The sequence below is a fragment of the Nocardiopsis sp. TRM 82005 genome (assembly GCF_056312425.1).
Genome location: NZ_JBWDTQ010000029.1, coordinates 60945 through 80363 on the forward strand (window position 1 = coordinate 60945; position 19419 = coordinate 80363).

16 protein-coding genes and 5 pseudogenes are annotated in these 19419 nt (G+C 66.0%); 9 read left to right on the plus strand and 12 right to left on the minus strand.

The genetic code is table 11. The features are described from left to right. Positions 1-205 precede the first annotated feature (205 nt). From AC0T5L_RS22345 to AC0T5L_RS22370, 6 genes and pseudogenes are all read right to left on the minus strand, one after another. On the minus strand, positions 206-601 hold the full coding sequence (locus AC0T5L_RS22345) for a YciI family protein (RefSeq protein ID WP_476167426.1): 396 nt from the start codon (positions 599-601) through the stop codon (positions 206-208). Positions 602-1199: 598 nt separating this feature from the next. Then, a complete protein-coding gene (locus AC0T5L_RS22350) occupies positions 1200-1424 on the minus strand; it encodes an integrase core domain-containing protein (RefSeq protein ID WP_476167451.1) in 225 nt (74 codons plus the stop codon). A gap of 81 nt (positions 1425-1505) precedes the next feature. Further along, complete coding sequence (locus AC0T5L_RS22355) at positions 1506-2207, minus strand: AAA family ATPase (RefSeq protein ID WP_476167427.1); 702 nt, start codon at positions 2205-2207, stop codon at positions 1506-1508. A 70-nt stretch (positions 2208-2277) separates the two neighbouring features. Further along, a complete protein-coding gene (locus tag AC0T5L_RS22360) occupies positions 2278-2676 on the minus strand; it encodes a transposase (protein ID WP_476167452.1) in 399 nt (132 codons plus the stop codon). Beyond that, positions 2661-2807, minus strand: a pseudogene (locus tag AC0T5L_RS22365) (transposase); the annotation flags it as partial. The gene AC0T5L_RS22360 and the pseudogene AC0T5L_RS22365, both read right to left, overlap by 16 nt. 679 nt (positions 2808-3486) lie before the next feature. Further along, the gene (locus AC0T5L_RS22370; RefSeq protein ID WP_476167428.1) at positions 3487-3720 is read right to left on the minus strand and encodes a hypothetical protein; all 234 of its coding nucleotides are present in this window, start codon (positions 3718-3720) and stop codon (positions 3487-3489) included. A 184-nt stretch (positions 3721-3904) separates the two neighbouring features. On the opposite strand from AC0T5L_RS22370, the pseudogene AC0T5L_RS22375 reads away from it, so the two are divergent. Together AC0T5L_RS22375 and AC0T5L_RS22380 are read left to right on the plus strand one after the other, a co-directional pair. Beyond that, positions 3905-4717 (plus strand): annotated as a pseudogene (locus AC0T5L_RS22375) (ISAzo13 family transposase); the annotation flags it as partial. A 79-nt stretch (positions 4718-4796) separates the two neighbouring features. Beyond that, positions 4797-5285 (plus strand): annotated as a pseudogene (locus tag AC0T5L_RS22380) (site-specific integrase); the annotation flags it as partial. 175 nt (positions 5286-5460) lie between these two features. Here the strand turns inward: AC0T5L_RS22380 and AC0T5L_RS22385 are convergent. After that, positions 5461-6093, minus strand: a complete 633-nt coding sequence (locus AC0T5L_RS22385; protein WP_476167429.1) for a dihydrofolate reductase family protein — start codon at positions 6091-6093, stop codon at positions 5461-5463. A 1158-nt stretch (positions 6094-7251) separates the two neighbouring features. On the opposite strand from AC0T5L_RS22385, the pseudogene AC0T5L_RS22390 reads away from it, so the two are divergent. After that, a pseudogene (locus AC0T5L_RS22390) lies at positions 7252-8348 on the plus strand (IS630 family transposase). Between the two features lie 33 nt (positions 8349-8381). Here AC0T5L_RS22390 and AC0T5L_RS22395 read toward each other — a convergent pair. From AC0T5L_RS22395 to AC0T5L_RS22405, 3 genes are all read right to left on the minus strand, one after another. Then, positions 8382-9716: an NAD-dependent succinate-semialdehyde dehydrogenase gene (locus AC0T5L_RS22395; RefSeq protein WP_476167430.1), complete on the minus strand. Its 1335-nt coding sequence runs from the start codon at positions 9714-9716 to the stop codon at positions 8382-8384. 66 nt (positions 9717-9782) lie between these two features. Further along, complete coding sequence (locus AC0T5L_RS22400; RefSeq protein ID WP_476167431.1) at positions 9783-10883, minus strand: zinc-binding dehydrogenase; 1101 nt, start codon at positions 10881-10883, stop codon at positions 9783-9785. Beyond that, positions 10883-12379: an APC family permease gene (locus AC0T5L_RS22405; protein ID WP_476167432.1), complete on the minus strand. Its 1497-nt coding sequence runs from the start codon at positions 12377-12379 to the stop codon at positions 10883-10885. The genes AC0T5L_RS22400 and AC0T5L_RS22405 overlap by 1 nt, the downstream gene beginning before the upstream one ends. Before the next feature lie 228 nt (positions 12380-12607). Here AC0T5L_RS22405 and AC0T5L_RS22410 point away from each other — a divergent pair, with 228 nt between their 5' ends. From AC0T5L_RS22410 to AC0T5L_RS22420, 3 genes are all read left to right on the plus strand, one after another. Further along, the gene (locus AC0T5L_RS22410; RefSeq protein ID WP_476167433.1) at positions 12608-13270 is read left to right on the plus strand and encodes a TetR/AcrR family transcriptional regulator; all 663 of its coding nucleotides are present in this window, start codon (positions 12608-12610) and stop codon (positions 13268-13270) included. Positions 13271-13768: 498 nt separating this feature from the next. Then, on the plus strand, positions 13769-14758 hold the full coding sequence (locus tag AC0T5L_RS22415; protein WP_476167434.1) for a tyrosine-type recombinase/integrase: 990 nt from the start codon (positions 13769-13771) through the stop codon (positions 14756-14758). A 716-nt stretch (positions 14759-15474) separates the two neighbouring features. After that, positions 15475-15687, plus strand: coding sequence for a hypothetical protein (locus AC0T5L_RS22420; RefSeq protein ID WP_476167435.1), 213 nt, complete (start codon positions 15475-15477; stop codon positions 15685-15687). Here the strand turns inward: AC0T5L_RS22420 and AC0T5L_RS22425 are convergent. After that, the gene (locus AC0T5L_RS22425) at positions 15684-15953 is read right to left on the minus strand and encodes a hypothetical protein (protein ID WP_476167436.1); all 270 of its coding nucleotides are present in this window, start codon (positions 15951-15953) and stop codon (positions 15684-15686) included. The two genes, AC0T5L_RS22420 and AC0T5L_RS22425, sit on opposite strands and share 4 nt — an antisense overlap. Before the next feature lie 44 nt (positions 15954-15997). Between AC0T5L_RS22425 and AC0T5L_RS22430 the strand changes: the two genes are divergently transcribed. The 3 genes from AC0T5L_RS22430 (at position 15998) to AC0T5L_RS22440 (ending at position 18387) form a co-directional block, all read left to right on the plus strand. Further along, the gene (locus AC0T5L_RS22430; RefSeq protein ID WP_476167437.1) at positions 15998-17734 is read left to right on the plus strand and encodes an RHS repeat domain-containing protein; all 1737 of its coding nucleotides are present in this window, start codon (positions 15998-16000) and stop codon (positions 17732-17734) included. Positions 17735-17748: 14 nt separating this feature from the next. Next, positions 17749-18012, plus strand: a complete 264-nt coding sequence (locus tag AC0T5L_RS22435; protein ID WP_476167438.1) for a hypothetical protein — start codon at positions 17749-17751, stop codon at positions 18010-18012. A gap of 105 nt (positions 18013-18117) precedes the next feature. Beyond that, positions 18118-18387, plus strand: coding sequence for a hypothetical protein (locus tag AC0T5L_RS22440; protein WP_476167439.1), 270 nt, complete (start codon positions 18118-18120; stop codon positions 18385-18387). A gap of 199 nt (positions 18388-18586) precedes the next feature. Here the strand turns inward: AC0T5L_RS22440 and AC0T5L_RS22445 are convergent. Further along, positions 18587-19341: pseudogene (locus AC0T5L_RS22445) on the minus strand (transposase family protein). Positions 19342-19419: the final 78 nt, after the last annotated feature.

Genomic DNA, 19419 nt, shown 5'->3' on the forward strand with positions numbered 1-19419 from the left:
GACCGAGCAGCTGTCGGCGCAGGCGCTGGAATCCGGTGATGCGTTGGTCGACGTCGGCCGCGGCTTCCGAGACGACTGGAGCTGTACCTGGACCCGGCCGCGTCCATCACCTGACCCCGGACACGACGAAGCCCCGCACCTTCCCGACCCGAACGAGGCGGGGGTGCGGGGCTTCGTCGTTTCAGAGCTGGCCGGTGGCCTCGCGTCAGGCCCGTTCCCTCTGGATCCACTCGTTGTCCTGGGGGAACTCGTCGACGGTGGTGACGCGGCGGATCTCGGTCTTGAACCCGGGACCGGTGATCGGTGAGCGCTTGGCCCACTCCACGGCCTCCTTCTTGGAGGCCACGTTGAGGATATAGAACCCGTTGAAGATTTCCTTGGTCTCGCCGTAGGGGCCGTCGGTGACCACGGGCGGCTCGGCGGAGTGGTCGACCACCACACCCTCGGTGGCGTCGTCCAGGCCCTCGGCGGCCGCCAGGACCCCGGCTCGGATCAGCTCGTCGTTGTACCGGCCGACGGTCTCCAGCATCTGCGAGAAGTCGACCTCGCCCATGGTCGCGAAGGCCTCGTCGGTGGCGCGCATGATCAGCATGTACTTCATGGTGTGCTCTCCCTGCCTACTTCGGGTCCCCGGTGCGGGGCCGCTTCTCACACGTAGGTCGAACGGGGCAGGCTGCGGATCGACACGGCCCACCGAACCTTTTCTCCGGGGGATCCGGAGTAGGGCCCTGGACACGCTCGCCCATACGCGCTTGGGACGCCAGGCCTCCCCAAGCTGTTCTCCGGAAGCGTCGGGCCAGCCGAGTGCTTACCCCACTCGGTCCGGTCCGACGGGCAGGGAACCACAGCGGGAGAGGCGTCATGGACCTGCCCGGTATCAAACACCATGTGCCCGAAACCTCCCCTGAGCAGGTTCTTTGACGTCAAGAGATCCGGTGGACCGCAGGGAGGAGCGGGGTGGGCACGAGGAGGCTGAGATGTGGCATCGTCGGTTAGACGACCGCCGTTCTGAACCTTCCCTGCTGAACCGGCCGAGTGCAAGGCACCCTGGCCCATCGGAGTGCGTGAAGACGAATCGGGCAGGGGCAGGTGAACGTCAGACCGCTCCGCGCAGGTCAGCGCCGTTCTGAACTGCTTCGTGCCGGGTGTAACGGAGCTCTGGCATGTACTGGGTTTTGTGGAGCCGTGTTTCTGGGTTCTCAGGCCACGGTGCTCGGTTTCTTGTTCTCGAACTCTATGGGTGTGAGCCAGCCGATCGCCGAGTGCCGGCGCTGCCGGTTGTGGAAGATCTCCAGGTACTCGAAGATCGCGTTCGCCAACTCCAACCGGGTCCGCCACCTGCGCCGATCCAGCAACTCGACCTGCATCCGCGACCAGAACGACTCGATGACGGCATTGTCATAGCAGTCTCCGATCGATCCCATCGAAGGCACCAGCCCGGGCTCCTTGGCCCGCCGGGTGAAGGCCCACGACCCGAACTGCGTGAGTTCAACCAGCCGGTGCCACTAGGTATCGGACATCACGAGTTCAAGCTGGGCAGGGGGCGACTCCATCGCGGCGTGCAGGGGACTACGGGTATTCGCGCAGGGGCCGAATCGGATCCAGGCCAGCTCCCGCGCTCGGCGCCGGTCGAGTGCGAGCAGACTGCGCGCGCCCGGCGCGAATGCCGCCGGCCCGTGCTGAGTGGCCGCGCGCAGCCGTCGCCAGCGCCGCGAATGCGCCCGGTGGCTGCGCTCGGTCACCCGCCGCCCCCGGGCGTTCTGCCCGTTCCGGGCCTCCTGCGGAGTGGCGTTGATCATCAACACGTGCATCTCGTACCGGCGGAGTCGGCAGAGCAGGGCGAGCAGCACGCGGACCGGGCTCCGAGTGCCGCACTCGTGCACCACCACCGGGCCGCCGCGCAGCGCCGCGGCCACCTGGGCCAGGTGCAGTACGTGCACCACCCAGCGCCACAGTGGGTAGGGGACCCGACCGAGCAATGGTCCCAGCTGGTACCGCGACTGTAGCGAGTCGATCACCCGTACACCCTCCGCGGTGAGTACGGTCCGCTCCTCGTTTCCGCGGAGTCCGAACAGCCGCCGCAGCAGGGTGCTCTTCCCGGCCCCGGGCACCCCGGCGACCAGGACCAGGGATCGCCGGGGGTAGACCATGCCGCGCACTGTCGCGTCATTCACCGTGGGCACATACCGCGCCAGCCCTTGGAACATCTTCGGTAGCTCCTCAAAGCCGACCTTCGTGCCGGTGAGGCGCGGCTCTACAGTGGCCGCGTCACCAATGTCATGACGCTACCGGGCGTCGCCTACGAGGGCCACGGCGGGACCGCACTGCGGGGATACCCCGGACCAGGGGTTGGAGCGCCTGGCCGTCGTTGACGTTGGCCGCGGAGATCGCGCAGACCAGCGGCAGGCCCTGGTTGTCGCACAGCAGGTGGAGCTTGGAGCCGGGTTTGCCCCTATCGGTGGGGTTTGGCCCCGTGTTCTTTCCCTCTCTTGGCGCGGATCGACTGGGAGTCGACGGTGGCGCGGGACCAGTCCAGCAGGGCGCGTCTGCCCAGCTCGTCCAGGATGGCCTGGTGGATGTGGGGCCACAGGCCCATCTGGGTCCAGGTCTTCCAACCAGCGGTGCGCGGTAGCGCGGGCGACACCGAACAGACCGTCGGCCTTCTCCCAGGAGCAGCCCGAGGCCTGAACGAACAGCACGGTGGTCAGTACCGCTCTCTGGTCTGCGCGGGGCCGGCCGGTTTTTGGCGCGGGTGGCAGCAGGGGTTGGACGATCTCCCAGAGGCCGTCGGGCAGCACATCGCTCACAGCAAGTGATCATGCCAGGCTCAGAGCTGCCGCGCAGAGCTTTTGAGATGAGCTCTGAGCGGCGTTTGCAGTCTTCTGGCTATAGTCCGATTGTTTCTGAGGTGCCGTTCATTGACAGTGGTGGTCGGACCTTCCGGGCAGACTTTGTAGCAAGAGATCCAGGTGGTAATTGGAGAGCTGTTGAAGTAAAAACAGGATCAGGTGCGACAGTCAGCCCTAATCAGCAGTCTGGCTATCCAGAGCTTGGCGGATCTGGTGCAACTTTGGGTTCGAGTCGCCTCGAAGCCTATGGTCTAAGGAAAGGCGATGTGGTAAGGATGCCTGTCGAGATTGATGCCTGGGTGTGTACAGATTGCTGATGGATGAGGCGCTGGAAATAATTGCCCGACAATTGGTTCCGCGAGGCTGGAATCTATGTGAATTTGAGGGCGGTGGATTTTCTCGACCTGGTTCTTCTGGGCTCATTTATCAGCTTAGGTTGGATATACTGGGGAAGAACTACGGGTTGCGATTGACTCCGTCATTGGGTGTCCGCGATCCGATGATCGGAGATCTTGTGTCGAGGTTTGTTGGGCTGCCTCATGTGGGGAGTGAATGCTCGGGTATGGCCTCTGTGGGAATGTCACTATCGGGTTTTCTGCATGAAATGCGCGGCTCGATGGATTCTGTGAGGCAGTGGTCAATCCTCAGGGGCGAGGATGTTCAAGAAAAAGTTCGAGCATTGCACATCGATGTGCTTCTTGCGGAAGATTATTTCTTCAATAAATTTAGCGGGAGGGGTGATGTTGTTAAATATTTGGAGCGTGCTTGGTGTGATCAATTTCAGGCGAGGAAATTGGCTGTCGGGCAAGCTCTGCAAGGCAGGAGGGGGGATGCCATATCGACTTTGGGTAAGTATGCTGACATAGTTCAAGGAGAGCCCCCCCATGGTTGCAGATCAGGCTCGACTTTTCATTCGTTCTTTCGTGGAATATTTCAACATCGAAGAACATGGACTAGAGGGTGTCTGAAAAGGGTCGGGATGGCGCCTGTGCCGTGCGGTGCAGCAGGATGAGGATCATCGCGAGGTAGATGACGTTCTCCGAGGACGCGTTCTGGTACTCGTAGTCCTTGGCCGCGCGGCGGAGTCCACGGTGTTCGCCGGGGCCAGGGGGCTGTTCGCCGACACCGGCCCCGCCGGACGGGTGTGAGCGGCCGGAGCGGGCCGCCCCTCAGAGCGAACAGCCGACCCAGGCCTGGTTCCGGCGCTGCTGGCCCTGGTTGAGCCCGTCGAGTGCGGCGACCCCGAGACGCCGTTGCGGTGGACGGCCAAATCCACCCGGAACCTGGCCGTCGAACTCATCGCCGCCGGGCACTCGGTCAGCCATGAGACGGTCGCGTCCCTGCTCAAAGCCGAGGGGTTCAGCCTCCAGGGCACCCACCGCACCACCGAGGGCGCCCAGCATGTGGACTGCGACGCCCAGTTCCGCTGCATCAGCGACACCGTCGCCTCCTACCTGGCCGCGGGCGACCCCGTGTTGAGCGTGGACGCCAAGAAGAAAGAGGTCTTGGGCGACTACGCCGTCGCCGGGGCCACCTGGCGGCCCGCCGGGAAACCGATCGGTGTCCGCGCCCACGACTTCCCCGACAAGGACGCACCCAAGGCCGTCCCTTATGGGATCTACGACCTGGCCGCCAACACCGGCTGGGTCTCGGTCCGCTGCGACGCCGACACCGCCGAGTTTGCCGTGGCCACCCTCACCCGCTGGTGGCAGGCCGAGGGCCGGGCCCGCTACCCGCACGCCAAGCGACTGCTGATCACCGTCGACGCGGGTGGGTCCAACGACTACCGGGTCCAGGCCTGGAAAGCCGGTCTGCACCGCTTTGCCCGCCAGACCAGCCTCGATGTCACCGTGCTGCACTTCCCGCCCTGAACGTCGAAGTGGAACAAGATCAAGCACCATCGCGGCCCGGGACCAGGACCTGGAGTGGGACGCCGAGGGCAACCTGGCCCGGGTCACCGACGGGCAGGTGGATATCCGCACCCAGGTGGTGACCCTGGGCTGGAAGATGGCCACGACGACGCCCAAGAGCGCGGCCGGGCAGCGCACCGTCACCCTGGACGCCGACACCGTGCGGGTGCTGCGCTCCTGGAAGAAGGCCCAAACCGAAACCCGACTCCAGGCAGGACAGGGGTGGGCGGATTCGGGATTGGTGTTCACCCAGCCCGATGGGACGGGCCGGCACCCGGGTCAGGTGACGCGGTGGTTCAACCGGATCGCCAGGGCGGCGGGGTTGCCGCCGATCCACCTGCACGGGCTGCGCCACGGCGTCGCCTCGCTCGCGCTCGCCGCGGGAGCGGACGTGAAGGTGGTCTCCGGCGAACTCGGGCACGCGACCACGCACTTCACCCAGGACACCTACCAGAGGGTGTTCCCCGAGGTCGCGCGGGCAGCGGCCGAGGCCACCGCCGCGATGCTCAAACCCGCACGCGCATAGCGGTGTCGTAGCCGGACTGGCGAGCACACCAGGAGCCACACGGCACTCCCGGCCCCAGGCCAGCGCACGGGTCCACCCCGACTGGCCTGGGGTTTCCTCGCGTCCGGGATGGACAACCGATCGGATCAAAGGTCCCCTGGAAGCGGGGTGCCTTGTCCTGCGGGTCCTCAGCCTTCTACCTGGTCATGGTTCGTGTGCTCGGAGCGCGGTCGACACGGTATGTCAGGTGTGTTGCGTGGGGCGTGACGACGGCGTCCTGCTGTGTGAGCAGAGTCCGCTCGGTGACGTGGTCGAACAGTCGTGTGCCCGATCCCATGAGAACGGGTGACAGGTGGATGCGGAGTTCGTCGACCACCGCCATGGCGAGTGCTTGCCCCGCGACATCGGCTCCTCCCATGATGACGATCTCCTTGCTCCCAGCGGCTTTCGCCGCCTGGGAGATTGCGGGGACGATACCGCCGGTCACGAAGGTGAAGCCAGCCACGTGGCGGGCCCGCTGCGGAGCCCGGTGGGTGACGACGAAGTTGTGCGGGGCCTGCGACTGGTCCTGTTCGTAACCGTATCCGCGGTCTCCTTCCCACCCTTGGGAGCCGTCGATGAAGTCGAAGGTCCTGCGGCCCATGATCACCGCGCCCGTGGAATGGAAGCCTTCCTCGAGAATGGCGGCGTCCTTGGGGGAGTGCTCGGCGGGTGTGACCCAGCCCTGGATGGGTTCTCCGTTCCGCCCAAGACCCCGTGAGGGGTTGGCGTCCGGCCCGGTGACGTATCCGTCGAGGGACATGGAGATATCGATGACTACCTTGTTCATGGTCTTCCTGCTTCCTTGTTCTGCGGATGCGGATGCGGATGCGGATGCGGATGCGGGTGAGGGCCGAAGCAGTCCGGACGGGCGTCACAGACTTCATGACGGCTCTTCGCTGACGGCTTCTCGTAGGTAGAGACCGGGAAGGCTGGACGAAATCATCGCCAGCGGGTGTGGGAAAGGGCCGGACAGGCGCAGGACGGAGGAGGGGCTACCCCGGTGTCGGCTGTCATGGTCGATCGTTCCGCCCGCCCTGGCCCTGTCAGGTACCGGGGGCGCTGCTCGCCCTGCTGTTCTTCGCACTCAGGTCCGGGGGCGGCCCGTGCCGACGCGGCACGGTCGTTCGGCCGTCCTCTCGGCCTTCGTCTCTCCTGCTCTCTGTGACCTTCGTGCAGAGCAGCGAGACCACAAGGGCCGGGGTTTCGGCTGAACCGGCCGTATGCGGCTGCTGGGGCGAGAGAGTGTGTCTGGGTCCGGGGTCGCCCTACGTGACGTCGCGGCGGGGTGGAGGGGCGCTGGCAGGCGGCCATGGGGCCCGCGCCCAGGGTCACGGGAGGGCAAAACGCTCCGCGAAGTCCCCTCCACTGGACCTTGTACCGGGGAGCAAACAACACGCCCAAACGCCGCGAGGACCTCCCCGGAGATCCTCGTGCGCCCTGTCTGAACTGGAATTTTGCGGCGAATCCGGCAGGAGTCGAACCTGCGATCGTCGGATTAGAAGCGGCGCTTTCGTGTCTCCACGTGCCACGCGGTGCCGCTTCGTCCCGATCTATCCGATCGCCGCTGTTGTTTCGTGCCGAGAGGTGTCGCCCGATGCCGTGCCAGTACGGAACTGCGGAGCATAATCGGAGCACACACCGGCCCCTGATGGCGTCCGATGGCACCTCGCGAGGTCCTCGTGGACCAAGGGCTGCCTCCGGTCACGTGGTGAAGAGCGGACACCAACACCCCCAGCAGGGCGTGCACGTGCCGTCCACACCGCTGTTTTCCACATACCGTCAGGACGAGAACCGGGTCACCTCGTCGATACTGGCGGTATTCGAACGGCTCGGCTTGTCCCTGGTCGAGGAGATCCTGGCCAAGGCCTCGGGCGAGGCCACACTGGAGACGGTCACCTGCACCAACCAGCCCAAGGCCGGCAAGGGATCGGTTCCCGACGCGCGGATCTCCGCGGACTTGGGTCAAAAACTCCAACACATCATCCGCCGGGGCAGCGCCAACAGCGTTCGCTACCGGTGGGCGATGATGATCCTGGCCTCGGCCAGCGGCAAAACCGCCCCCGCGATCGCCCGCCTGGTGGCCGCCGACGAGGACACCGTCCGCGACGTGATGCACTGCTTCAATCGAATCGGCCTGGACTGCCTGGACCCTAACTGGGCGGGAGGCCGTCCCCGCCTACTCACCAACGAGCAGGAAGAACACGTCGCCCAGACGGCCATCACCTGCCCCACCACGCTCGGCAAACCCTTCACCCGCTGGTCGATCCGCAAAGTCGCCGACCACCTGAGCCAGGACTTGGACCAATCACTGCGTATCAGCCGTGAAACGCTGCGCCGCATCCTGCATCGCCACGGCATCACCTTCCAGCGCACCCGGACCTGGAGGGACTCACCCGACCCCGAAGCGGATGCCAAACTGGACCGGATCGAGCACGTCATCACCCACTTCCCCGACCGGACCTTCGCTTTCGACGAGTTCGGACCGCTCGGTATCCGCCCTGCCCACGGCGCAGGTTGGGCTCCGCGAAACCGCCCGGACCGGATCCCGGCCACTTACCGGCGCACCCACTCCCATCATCTACTGCCACGGCTGCTACTCGGTGGGTGATGACATCCTGTGGGGCGTCAACCACCAGTGCAAAGGCGGCGCGAACATGCTCAAGGCGCTCAAATCGATCCGGGTCAGGCGCCCGGACGGCGACCCCATCTACGTGATCATGGACAACCTGTACGCGCACAAAGGGGCCGACGATACGGGCCTGGGCCAGGCGCAACAAGGTCGAGTTGTGCTTCACCCCCACCTACGCCGCCTGGGCCAACCCGATCGAGGCGCACTTCGGGCCACTGCGCCAGTTCACCATCGCCAACTCCCACCACCCCAACCACACGGTGCAGACCAGGGCGCTACACGCCTATCTGAGATAGCGCAATGCCAACGCCCGGGACCCAGTCTTGCTTACGGCCCAACGTCGCGAGCGTGCCCGAGCGCGCGGCGAGAAAGGCCTGAGCTGGGGAGGGCGCCCACTGGCCACCGTGGCATGATCCCCAACCCGGTGGACCATTTCAGGCACCGCACTAGGCGATCGTGCGGATGAGCTTCTTGTTGACGAACTCCTCCATGCCGGGACGACCCAGCTCGCGGCCGAAACCCGAACGCTTGACACCGCCGAAGGGCAGTTCGGCGCCCTCGGCACCGACACCGTTAATGAAGACCATCCCGGTGTCGAGGCGGTCGGCGACGCGCCGCGCCTGCTCGGGGGCGGTGGTGAACACGTACGACCCCAGGCCGTACGGGGTGTCGTTGGCGATCCGTACCGCGTCCTCCTCGTCTGCGGCCGGGAACACCTGGGCGACAGGGCCGAAGAGTTCCTGCCGGGCCACGGGGAGATCGGTGGTGAGGCCGGTGAGAAGGGCTGGCGGATAGTGGGCCCCGCGGGGCTCCTCCGCCCTGACCAGGTGCGCCCCCTGGGCGACAGCGGCGTCGACCTGGCGCCCCAGGGCCTGGGCGGCGGTGGCCGAGGCCAGCGGGGACCCGGACCACCCGGCTAGCAGCCGGTCGGTGAGCCGCTCCACGAACGCGTCGTACAGGTCCGCGACGACCACGAACCGCTTGGCCGCGTTGCACGCCTGGCCGGTGTTGTCGAGGCGGGACGCCACGGCGGCGTCGACGACCGAGTCGAGGTCGTCGGTGGACAACACGATGAATGGGTCGGATCCGCCGAGTTCGAGCACGACCTTCTTCAGGTGCCGTCCCGCGATCTCGGCGACGGCGGAACCGGCCCGCTCGGAGCCGGTGAGCGACACCCCCTGCACGCGCGGGTCGGCGATCATCGCGCCGACCTGCTCGTTGGTCGCGTAGACGTTGACGTACGCCCCCTCGGGAAAACCCGCTCGGGTGAAGAGCTCTTGGAGGAGTTCCGCGCTGCCCGGGCACTGTGGGGCGTGCTTGAGGACGAGGGTGTTTCCCGTGGCCAGGTTCGGTGCGGCGAACCGGGCGACCTGGTAGGCCGGGAAGTTCCACGGCATGATGCCCAGGAGCACACCGAGCGGGGAGCGTCGCAGCACGGCACCGCCCGGTCCGGAGGTGACGTCGATCGGCTCGTCGGCGAGGAACTCCTCGGCGTGGTCGGCGTAGTAGTGGTAGATCTCGACGCAGAAGTCGATTTCGTCCTCGGCCTCGGCGAGGGGTTTGCCCATCTCCCGCACGATGCCCGCGGCCAGGGTGGCGCGGTGCTCCGCATGCAGGTCGCCCAGGCGGCGCAGCAGCGCGGCGCGCTCGGCCGCGGTGCTGGTGCGCCCCCACTCCGTGGCCTGGTGGGCACGGGCGAGGGCCGCTTCGATCTCGGCGTCCGTGGCGGTCGAGCGGGTGGCAAGGACCTGATCGGTGGCGGGGTCGGTGACGGCGTACATGGTTCTCCAAGCGGGTGGACGTGTGCGAGACGGTGAGGCGGCCCCGGGTAAGGCGGGACCACGAGGTCACGGTCGCAAGATCGTGCGCAGGCCTGATCCGGCCTTGAGATCGGCGAACGCGGCCTCGACCTCGGACAAGGGTCGGACGGCGCCGATGAGGTCGTCCAGCGGTAGCCGCCCCGCGAGGTACAGACGCGCCAACTTCGGGATGTCGATCTGGCCGACGCTGGATCCGTAGTTGCAGCCGAGGATCCGCTTTCCCTGGTCGGCGAGGTCGAAGAGGTCGAATTCGCCGGTCGCCCCGGTGGAGGTCATCCCGACGAGGACGGCGGCGCCGCCCGAGGTGAGCATGGCCGGGAGCGTCTCGATCACCCGGGGGCTGCCGATCGCCTCGAACGCGTGGTCCACGCCCCCCAGTTCCTTCTGGCACCAGGCGGCGACGTCGGTCGCGGCTCCGTCCAGGACGTGGGTGGCGCCGAACCGCAGCGCCGCTTCGCGCCGCTCGGGCGACAGGTCGACGGCGATGACGGGGTCGGCGCCGACGAGCCTGAGTCCCATGACCACGGACAGGCCGACCCCGCCGGTGCCGATGACCGCGGCCGACTCGCCGGGACGTACCTCGGCGGTGTTGGTGACCGCGCCGACCCCGGTGGTGATGGAACAGCCCAGCAGGGCGCCCACCTCGAAGGGAAGCTCCCGAGGTACCTTCACCGCCGCGGACTCGGGAACGGTGAGGCGGCCGGTGAACGCGCCCAGACCCAGGTAGGGCCATACCTGGTCACCGTCGACGTCAGTGAAGGGTGTGGTCCCGTCGGGCAGGGTGTTCTCGACGGCACGGGTCCCCGTGCACAGCCAGGCCTTGCCGGCCGCGCACTTGCGGCACCGACGGCAGGGCGCGAACCAGGACAGGACGACGTGGTCGCCCGGTTCCAGTGCGGTCACCCCGGCTCCGGTGCCGGTGACCACGCCCGCTGCCTCATGGCCTAGGACCAAGGGCCGTTCGGTGGGCCAGTCCCCGTTCAGGACGTGCAGGTCCGAGTGGCACACGCCCGCGGCCCGCACCTCGATCTCCACTTCGCCGGGGCCAGCGGGCCGGAGGGCGACCTCACGGGTGTGCATCCCCCGGTCGGGGTCGACGACGACGGCCGGGGAGGTTTGTGACGACATCAGGACATCTCCATCTTTTCTTCCTGGTTCTGGTCCTGGTCCTGGTTCGCGGGGAGCCGGGTGTGGGGCTTGGCGATCGCCACGTAGACGAGGCCGATGACCAGCAGCGCGGAGAAGACGAGGACCACGGCCCAGACCTGGACCCAGCTGCCGTCGACCGGCGCGAGCTCGACCCGCGGCCAGGCGATGTTGGTCGCCTCGAAGAGCAGCCAGACCACGGCCAGAACGTTGATCACCAGGCCGGCGCGGCCCAGGTTCACCCGCCCCTCGGAAGGGCGCCAGCGTCCGGTGAGACGGGCGACGAGCGCCACGACGGCGACCGAGAGGAAGACAAAGTAGAACCCGCCGGACCCGAAGGCGATCAGGGTCGCCGCAGCGTTGCCGTTCAGGCCGAGCAACAGACCAAGGCTGGCGAGGACCGCCGTGACCAGAAGCGACACCCACGGGATCTGGCGCGGGCCGACGGTGGCCAGGGTGGCGGAGAAGGGCAGCTGCTGGTCGCGGGCGAACGCGTAGACGGCACGGCCGATGTAGGTCTGGATGGAGATGGCGCAGGCGATGAACGCGAGCAGGACGACGGCGATGAAGGGCTTCTCGCTCCAATCGCCCAGACCCGCGGTGACGGCGGTGAAGACCGGGTCTGCGATCCGCCCGGCGACGGCGTCCTCCGGGTTCGGCAGAGCCAGCGTGACGGCGACACCGGTGAGCAGAACGGTGAAGGCAACGAACAGGTAGGCGCGTATGAGGGCCCGGGGGACGTTACGCCGGGGCTGCTCGGTCTCCTCGGCGACCTGGGTGGTGGCGTCGAAGCCGAGGAATGCCCAACCGGCCACGGCCAGGCAGGTGAGGAATCCGGCGAAGACGGACCCGTCGGAGGCGGACTGGGCCCCCAGGGTCTCGAAGAGGAGACCGAACCCGTTGTTGTGCGCGAAGACGAGCAGGAACACGCTCACCGCAATGGAGGCGACACCCTCGGCAATGATGCCCGCGTTGAGGAAGTGCTTGACCGGATTGACGCCCATGAGGTTGATTCCCAGGGCCACCGCGATGAAGACCACGCCCAACAGCACGTGGTGGAGGGGTTCCAACGGCCCGGCACTGAAGAGCATGTGCAGCCACGTCGCCCCCAGGTAGGCCACGGTGGTCAGCGAGGCGATCGCCGAGGCGAGGTAGATCCACCCGACAAGCCAACCCGGGCGCGGACCGGCCAGGCGGCGCACCCACTGGTAGACGCCGCCGGTGACGGGGAACTGGGAGGACAGCTCGACGTAGACGACTGCGACGAGCAGCTGCCCGAGGAAAGCGATGAAGACCGCCCAGATCCAGGCGGGGCCGGCGAAGACGAATCCGAGCTGGACCACGGCGTAGATGCCCACGACGGGCGAGATGGTAGCGAACCCGATGGCGAACACGGCCCATACGGACAAGCTGCGTTGGAGTTCCTGTTGGTAGCCGTATTCGGCCAAGTCACCGGCATCGGTGCGTGTGTTGTCCACGTTCGTCTCCTGTGAGAGATGCGCGACGGCTCCCGAGGGCCGGTGGCGCCAGGGAAGAGGGGCGGTGCCCGCCCTCGGCGAGGGGCGCGGTGGGCCGGGGTGGGGCATGGTCTGGTTCTGTCGGCGGTACGGCCGCCGGAGCAGGTTCGAGCAGGTCACCTTACGGGCGGCTCTTATTGTTCGCGAAACCAATAAGCTACTGGGTGCTTAGCCAATAGCATCTGTGACATGACGTCAAGCGATGGTAGGAAACGAGTTCGTAAAGCCCCCGGGGAGCGCCGCGTCGAGATTGTGGCGGCTGCGGCCCGAACCGGACTCACCGAGGGCCTGGAACGCATCACCCTGCGTCGGGTGGCGGACGGCCTCGGAGTGCGCCCCGGCCTGGTCGGGCACTACTTTCCCGTGGTCGAGGAACTCGTCGCCGAGGCCTTCACCAGCGCCGCGCTGGGGGAACTGGACGTCCTGCTCCCGGAGACGGCCGCGGAACCCGTCCCGGAGGAAGCGATGCCGACCCTGCGGGACTTCCTGGGCAGGATGTCGGGCCCCGTGTTCGATGATGTCAGCAGGCTCTGGCTCAACGCCCGACACCTCGCGCGCTACCGGCCCGCCCTGCGCGAGAGGGTCGTGAGTCAAGAACTGCTCTGGTGCCGACGGGTGGAGCAGGTCATCGCCCTCGGAGTGGAGCAGGGGACCTTCCGCTGCGAGGACCCGTGGGGCGCGGCCGTGCGGGTCATGGCCGCCATCGACGGGGCCAACTCCTACATCAACACGAGCGCACCACAGCGTTCGGCACCTTTGACCGCGATGGTCCGCACACTCGCGGAAGCCGAACTGGGGTTGGGCCGGGACGCCCTTCGTCCCCGATCCACGGGATCGGACCCGACCGCCTGAGCGCGCGGCTCGGCCGTGCGTCGCTCCGCACCTCGGGGCGCTGGGCGGGTCGAGGTCCAGGGCCGTCTGCGTGTGATACCCCGAACGCCGGCCACCCCCTTGGAGCGGTGTAACTCCGGGATCAGGCATCTGACCTGTAGTTTCGTGCCGAGTGTGATGGAGGCTCTGACGTGTGCGGGGATCGCCTCCCATCACTCATCTTCTCTGGCCCTCGGGGTGAGACTGGGGTTGGAGGTGGTGGGGATGTTTGGGTCTGGTTCGGTGTTCAAGCGGTGCGGGTGTCGGGTGGTCGGTACTTCGAGGAGGCTCGGGAGTGGTTGTCCGCGGTTGCGCTCGCGTGGGCATGGGAGCTGGTATTTCTCGCTCGAGTGGGACCAGGCCCCGGGTGGTCGGTGTCGAGTGCGGCGGGGCGGGTTCGCTTCCCGTGAGGCCGCGCGTGCGGCGTTGCGCAGGGCTCGGGGCGACGAACCGGGGACCACAGAACCGGTGGTGTGGACGGTGGCGGCCTGGTTGCAGCACTGGCTGGACGGGCGGCCCCGGTTGCGGGCGCGCACTCGGGTCAGTTACCAGGAGCACATCGACCGCTTCCTCACCCCGCATCTGGGCGAAGCGGTCCTGGAGGAGTTGACGCCCGCTCGGGTGCAGCGGGCCTTCGAGGGCCTCTTCGGGCACATCACGCCCCGGGGCAGGCCGGTGGCTGCGGCGACGGTGCAGCGGGTGCGGGCCGCGTTGAATACCGCCGTGCGCGAGCGGTTGCTGCCCTCCAACCCGGCCAACGGGTTGCGGCTGGAGGGCGGCCAGAGTGCGCGGCCCATGGTGTGGACCGAGCAGACCGTCGCGGACTGGCGTAGCGGTGGGGTGCGGCCGGCAGCAGCGGTCTGGACAGTGGAGCAGACCCGCGCTTTCCTGGACCACGTGTGCGAGGACCGGTTGTACGCGCTGTTCCATCTGGTGGTGATGACGGGGCTGCGCCGGGGCGAGGCCGTGGGCCTGCGGTGGGCCGACGTCGACCTTGAGCGTGGGACGGTGTGGGTGGTGCGCCAACTCCAGGCCCACCGCGGCCGTGGGTTGGTGGAGTCGGCGCCCAAGAGCGCGGCGAGCCGGCGCACGTTGATGGTGGACCGCGCCACGGTGGGTGTGTTGCGCCGCCACCGGTGGCGTCAGCAGAAGGAGGCTGAGGATCACGGTCGGGTGTGGGATCGGGGCGGTTACGTGTTCACGGCGGTGGATGGCGGCGCTTTGGCCCCGGAGCGGTTGTCGCGCTTGTTTCGGAAGTTGAATACCGCGAGTGGGTTGCCGCCGGTGCGGTTGCACGATCTGCGGCACGGGGCGGCGACGTTGGTGTTGGCGGCGGGTGTGGAGCTGAAGGTGGTGCCAGGCGATGCTGGGGTACGCGAGCATCGTGCTGACGGCGGACACCTGTTCCAGCGTGCTACCGCAGGTCGCGCGGGAGGCAGCGGAGCGCACGGCGTGGTTGGTGCTGCGTGATGCGGGCAGGGCTCATCGGCGGGGGAGGGCGCGCGGGGTGAGGACGAGTCTGGTCCCACCTCGGCCCCACCCTGGCCCCATCAGTGCGGGAGCACGATTGGGGTGAGGCTGGTGTGACTCGTCTGACCTGGGGTTTTGTGGCGCACCCGGCAGGATTCGAACCTGCGACCGTCGGATTAGAAGCGGTGGTTGCGTGCCGTGGCGTGTCGCTATATACCGTTTCATGTCACCCCATCCGATCCGCCGTGCCGCCTGGAGCCGTGGGATGCCGCCTGGTGTCGTGTCAGTCCGGAACTGCGGAGCATAAACGGAGCACACGCCGGCCCTTGGTGGCGTCCGATGGCACCTTTGTGAACCTCGGAGTGCTTCTGTCCGGCTTGCGTGAGGTCCGTTTGTCTCCTGGCGGGGCGCATGTGTTCGCATGCCTGTTCGTCTTGCTGAAGTTACGGGGATCGGCTAGGTCTTCCTCCTTGCCATCCCGTGTGAGGTGTCGCTGCTGTGAACCACGGTCAGTGTGTCCGGACTCGGCCACCGAGGTTTGTTCCCAGGCCACCACATGTAGCCAAGATTCAGATTTGCCGTTCTGGGCAAGAGATCATCTTCGCGGCTTGTATGTAGAGAAGGGTGGCTAGTAGCTTCATGTCCGGTTTTAAGTAGCTGTGACTAAGTCCCTTCGGGGGCGGCGTTCCATCACAACAACAGGACAGGCATCCCCCATGCGTTCCCCTCTGCCCCGGGTGGCGGCTGTGACCACCGCTGCCGCACTGGCCCTGTCACTCCTGACCGCACCCCCCGCTGCGGCGGACGGGGAGGATCCACCCCAGAGCACCAGTGAGGACCCCCAGAGCGAGGAGCAAGACGCGCTGGCGCTGGCCGCCGAGTCCGGTGAGCGGGTCGAGATCCCGCCGTTGACGGATGAGAAGACCTAGCACTTCGCCAATCCCGACGGCACGCTGACCGCGGAGATCTCCGCGATCCCGGCCCGGGTGCGCTCGGCGGGCGGATGGGCGGATGTGGACACCGCCCTGATCCCCACCGACGACGGGCTCGTCCGGCCCCGGGCCGTGGGGGTCGACCTGGCCTTCTCCGGCGGCGGCGACGCCTCGATGGTCTCCCTCGGGCTGGGCAGCAACAGCGTGGAACTGGACTGGGAGGGCGAGCTTCCCACCCCCACGCTGGACAGGAACCAGGCCACCTACGCCCACGTGCGACTTCGACGAGAAGACCAACCGCCTGGACATGGCCAGCGTCGTACACGAGAGCGGCGAGGGGTCGCTGTCCACGAAGGACTACGCCTACGACAACACCGGCAACCTGCTGCGGATCAACGACGAGCCCACCGAGTCCCAGCGGGCCAGTGACGTCCAGTGCTTCGACTATGACCACCTGCGCCGCCTGACCCAGGTATGGACACCCGGGGCTACCGGCGAGGCTGCCTGCACGGCCGAACCCGCTGCCGAGGACCTGGGTGGGGCGGCCCCGTACTGGCACTCCTACACCTATGACGAGACCGGCAACCGGATCGAGGAGATCCAACACGCACCGGGTGGCGGACAGACGGTGCGCTCCTACTCCACCCCAGAGGAGGGACAGGGCCCGGCCCACGCGGTCGCCGCCGTGGAGGAACAGGGCGTCGGCGGCACCAGTGAGCACTCCTATGACTACGACGCGGCCGGCAACATGGTCAGCCGCACCACCGGTGAGCGCGACCAGGTTCTTCAGTGGGGGTCGGAGGGCGAGTTGGTCCAGGTCACCGACGGGCTGGAGAAGACCGAGTACGTCTACGACGCTGACGGAGAGCGTCTGCTGCGCCGGGCCAACGGGGCCACCACCCTGTACCTTCCGGGCATGGAGGTGACCTGGGACCCGGCGGCGGGCACCGAGGAGGCCACGCGCTACTTCGAGCACGCGGATGAGACGGTCGCGGTCCGGGAGGACGACGGCAGTCTGCACTGGGTCTTCTCCGACCACCACGGCACGGGGCAGATGACGGTGGACGCGGTCTGGGGCGAGGTGGCCCAGCGGCGGATGACCGTCTTCGGTCAGAACCGCGGGAACACCGGCGAGTGGCCCGGTGAGCGCGGGTTCGTGGACGGCACGATCGATGCGACCACGGGGCTGACCCAGTTGGGGGCACGTGCCTACGACACTGCGCTGGGCCGGTTCGTGTCGGTGGATCCGTTGATGGACCTGACCGACGCGCAGTCGATGAACAGGTACGCCTACGCCAACAACAGCCCAGCCACCTACTGGGACGGAACAGGGCTGTCGGCGTGCACTCCGTCGGACGGGCTCTGCCTGACGATCGGCGGCGGGGCGACTGTGGTGTCCAGTGACAAAGACGCGAAAACAAACAGCGTCACACGCTACCATTACAGCAAGAGTAGCAAATGGGAAGTTGTTAGCTCTTCTCATTATTGGTATGGGGGAGGTAATGGGTATCAGGTGCAGCGCTATACCATGAGTGGCGGTTGGGGCGAGACAAAGCGGGTGGTTAAGCCGGAGGAATATACTCAGAGTCAAGCGGAGAAAGACCTGCAGGAGGCCCTCTGGGTAGCGACAAACGACATCCATGATCATGCTGTTTTTGGTGCCTCAGGTTGCGTGGCAGCATGTGGTGGCGTCCAATATCAGGGAGGAGTCATTTCGTTGCAAGGGGGAGCGCTTGGTTTTGGAGGATGGGGTCACTTTGGTGGCGCCAGTACCTTGGGGCCGGATGAAACTATAGCGATATCTCCAACTGTCTGTCTTACCATTACGTTCGGAGGATGCGTGGGCGGAGCTATGACTGAACGCGATGGCGGAGGCGCTGACATCTCTGGAGCAAGTGTCACTGGAAATGCTGGTATGGGATTTCAGGTCGGAGCGAATTACAATGTCATGGACATCAGGCCCGCGAACATCGCAAGAAGAGGGGAGCCAACGCTCACATTCAATTTTCCTGATGCGTTCAATCCCGTTGAATCCCCGTTCTGATTGAAGGTGTGGACATGGTCTGGGAATACCTGTATGCAAGTGTCGCTGGCTACATCGCTGCTCTTGTAATGTTTTTGATGGCGTGGGTTTTTTATCGAAAGCACGATAGGATTCAAGATATCCTTCTCAGGAGCGTCCCCCGGGCCTTCGGTGTCGAAAATTACAGGGAAGGCAATGTCTACCTTTTTAATAAGTATGCTTCGATTTCCTTTTTTCTCTTTCTTGGCGTTCTTTGTGTATTCTATGCAACCAAAGGCATGATAATCTTCTTTGGTTGATTTTTATGCTTACAATGTTCTCGAATTTCGCCCGGACAGGCTTTCCGATGGAGAGAGTGGAACTTTGAAGCTCAACAAAACTCCTTTTGGCGCCTGGGGAAGCCCGTGGTGAATCAAATGTGGGTCGCGGCTGTGGTGCTCTTCCTTGTGTCTCTTGCTTTCCTGGGGTTGGCGTGGGTGAATCACAGGCACTTCGATAGAATATTCAAAATAATGGATGGAAGTTTTGAAAAGGCTCTAGGAGGGAGAGATAGGAAGGGTTCTGCGTTGTATGCATTGCAGAGAAGCCTGACGACACTTTTCCTTGTTGTCTTCTCAGTTTCCTTTCTTTGGTACTCCGTGAGGGCGGTCTTGATAGCCTTGGAGCGTGTTTGACTTTGGTTCGCCAGTGGGGTTCGTCCACTGATCTGTCCGGCAGTTTGTCTGTAATTTTCTCCGTCGGTGGAGGGCGGGCCATCGCGTGGTGCCGCAGGATGCGTTGTATTCCATAGGGCCGGGAAGAGATGTTGCCAGCCCCATGGCCTTGTTTGTGCGTACCTGCTCCTCGGCGTGGTCGCGGTGCAGTGAGTGCTTTTCATCTTGCTTCTCGGAGTTGAGGAACCAGCACAGCGCGGGTGATCTCTCCGGCCCGGTTGAGGCAGCAGCGTAGGCGGCGCAGGATGTCCCACTGCTTGAGCTGGGCGATCGCGCGTTCGCCGGGTGAATGGAGCTTGGCGTGGGCGGAGTTGGCGTCCTTCTTCCAGTGCGGCTTGCCGTGGCCTTTGAACGGGCAGAACATCACGTCGGCCAGGCCGATGTAGCCCTTGTCGTCCAGCCCGAGGAGCCCTGCGGCCTTGATGCGCTCGGCGATCTTCCAGATCCGGGCTGCCTTGGTGTCGTGCACCGCGCCGGGCAGCGACCAGGAGGTCCACAAGGGTGCGGCGGACACCACCTGGATGTTCATGCCGTGGCGTTTGTGCTTGCCGGGGTAGGAGGGGCGGTCAGCGGTGAGGCGATCGCAGGCGATGGGGTGGCGTCGGTGATCACGTATCCCCAGCCTTTGCGGCGGGCGCGGCGCAGTTCCTATTCGAGGGTTGGCGCCTGCTCGGCCAGGAGGACGGTGGTCTCGCGCACGTAGCGCCAGGCGGTGGCGGTGCTGACCTCGAAGCCGACCGCGAGGTGGGTCAACGGTTCGCCCTTGTACAGGTGGATCGGCACCAGCGGGGCCTGGGTTGCCGGGTCCAGGCGGCGCCACCGGGAACCGGTTTTCTTGCGGTGGGCGCCGATAGTGCGGGCGGTCAGGTTCAGGGTGCGGCGTGACAACGGCAGGGCGGCACGGTAGAACAGCATGCAGGTCCCTTGGTGTGGCGGGTTTTCGTGGTTGTTAACCCACTTACCAGGGGCTTCTTGCTGTTCGGGAGGAGTTCT

Bases quoted from the DNA above. Each gene is read 5' to 3' on its own strand.
- AC0T5L_RS22345 (WP_476167426.1), bottom strand. From the start codon at position 601: ATGAAGTACATGCTGATCATGCGCGCCACCGACGAGGCCTTCGCGACC.
- AC0T5L_RS22350 (WP_476167451.1), bottom strand. From the start codon at position 1,424: ATGGGATCGATCGGAGACTGCTATGACAATGCCGTCATCGAGTCGTTC.
- AC0T5L_RS22355 (WP_476167427.1), bottom strand. From the start codon at position 2,207: ATGTTCCAAGGGCTGGCGCGGTATGTGCCCACGGTGAATGACGCGACA.
- AC0T5L_RS22385 (WP_476167429.1), bottom strand. From the start codon at position 6,093: ATGAACAAGGTAGTCATCGATATCTCCATGTCCCTCGACGGATACGTC.
- AC0T5L_RS22395 (WP_476167430.1), bottom strand. From the start codon at position 9,716: ATGTACGCCGTCACCGACCCCGCCACCGATCAGGTCCTTGCCACCCGC.
- AC0T5L_RS22400 (WP_476167431.1), bottom strand. From the start codon at position 10,883: ATGTCGTCACAAACCTCCCCGGCCGTCGTCGTCGACCCCGACCGGGGG.
- AC0T5L_RS22410 (WP_476167433.1), top strand. From the start codon at position 12,608: ATGACGTCAAGCGATGGTAGGAAACGAGTTCGTAAAGCCCCCGGGGAG.
- AC0T5L_RS22420 (WP_476167435.1), top strand. From the start codon at position 15,475: ATGCGTTCCCCTCTGCCCCGGGTGGCGGCTGTGACCACCGCTGCCGCA.
- AC0T5L_RS22430 (WP_476167437.1), top strand. From the start codon at position 15,998: ATGGCCAGCGTCGTACACGAGAGCGGCGAGGGGTCGCTGTCCACGAAG.
- AC0T5L_RS22435 (WP_476167438.1), top strand. From the start codon at position 17,749: ATGGTCTGGGAATACCTGTATGCAAGTGTCGCTGGCTACATCGCTGCT.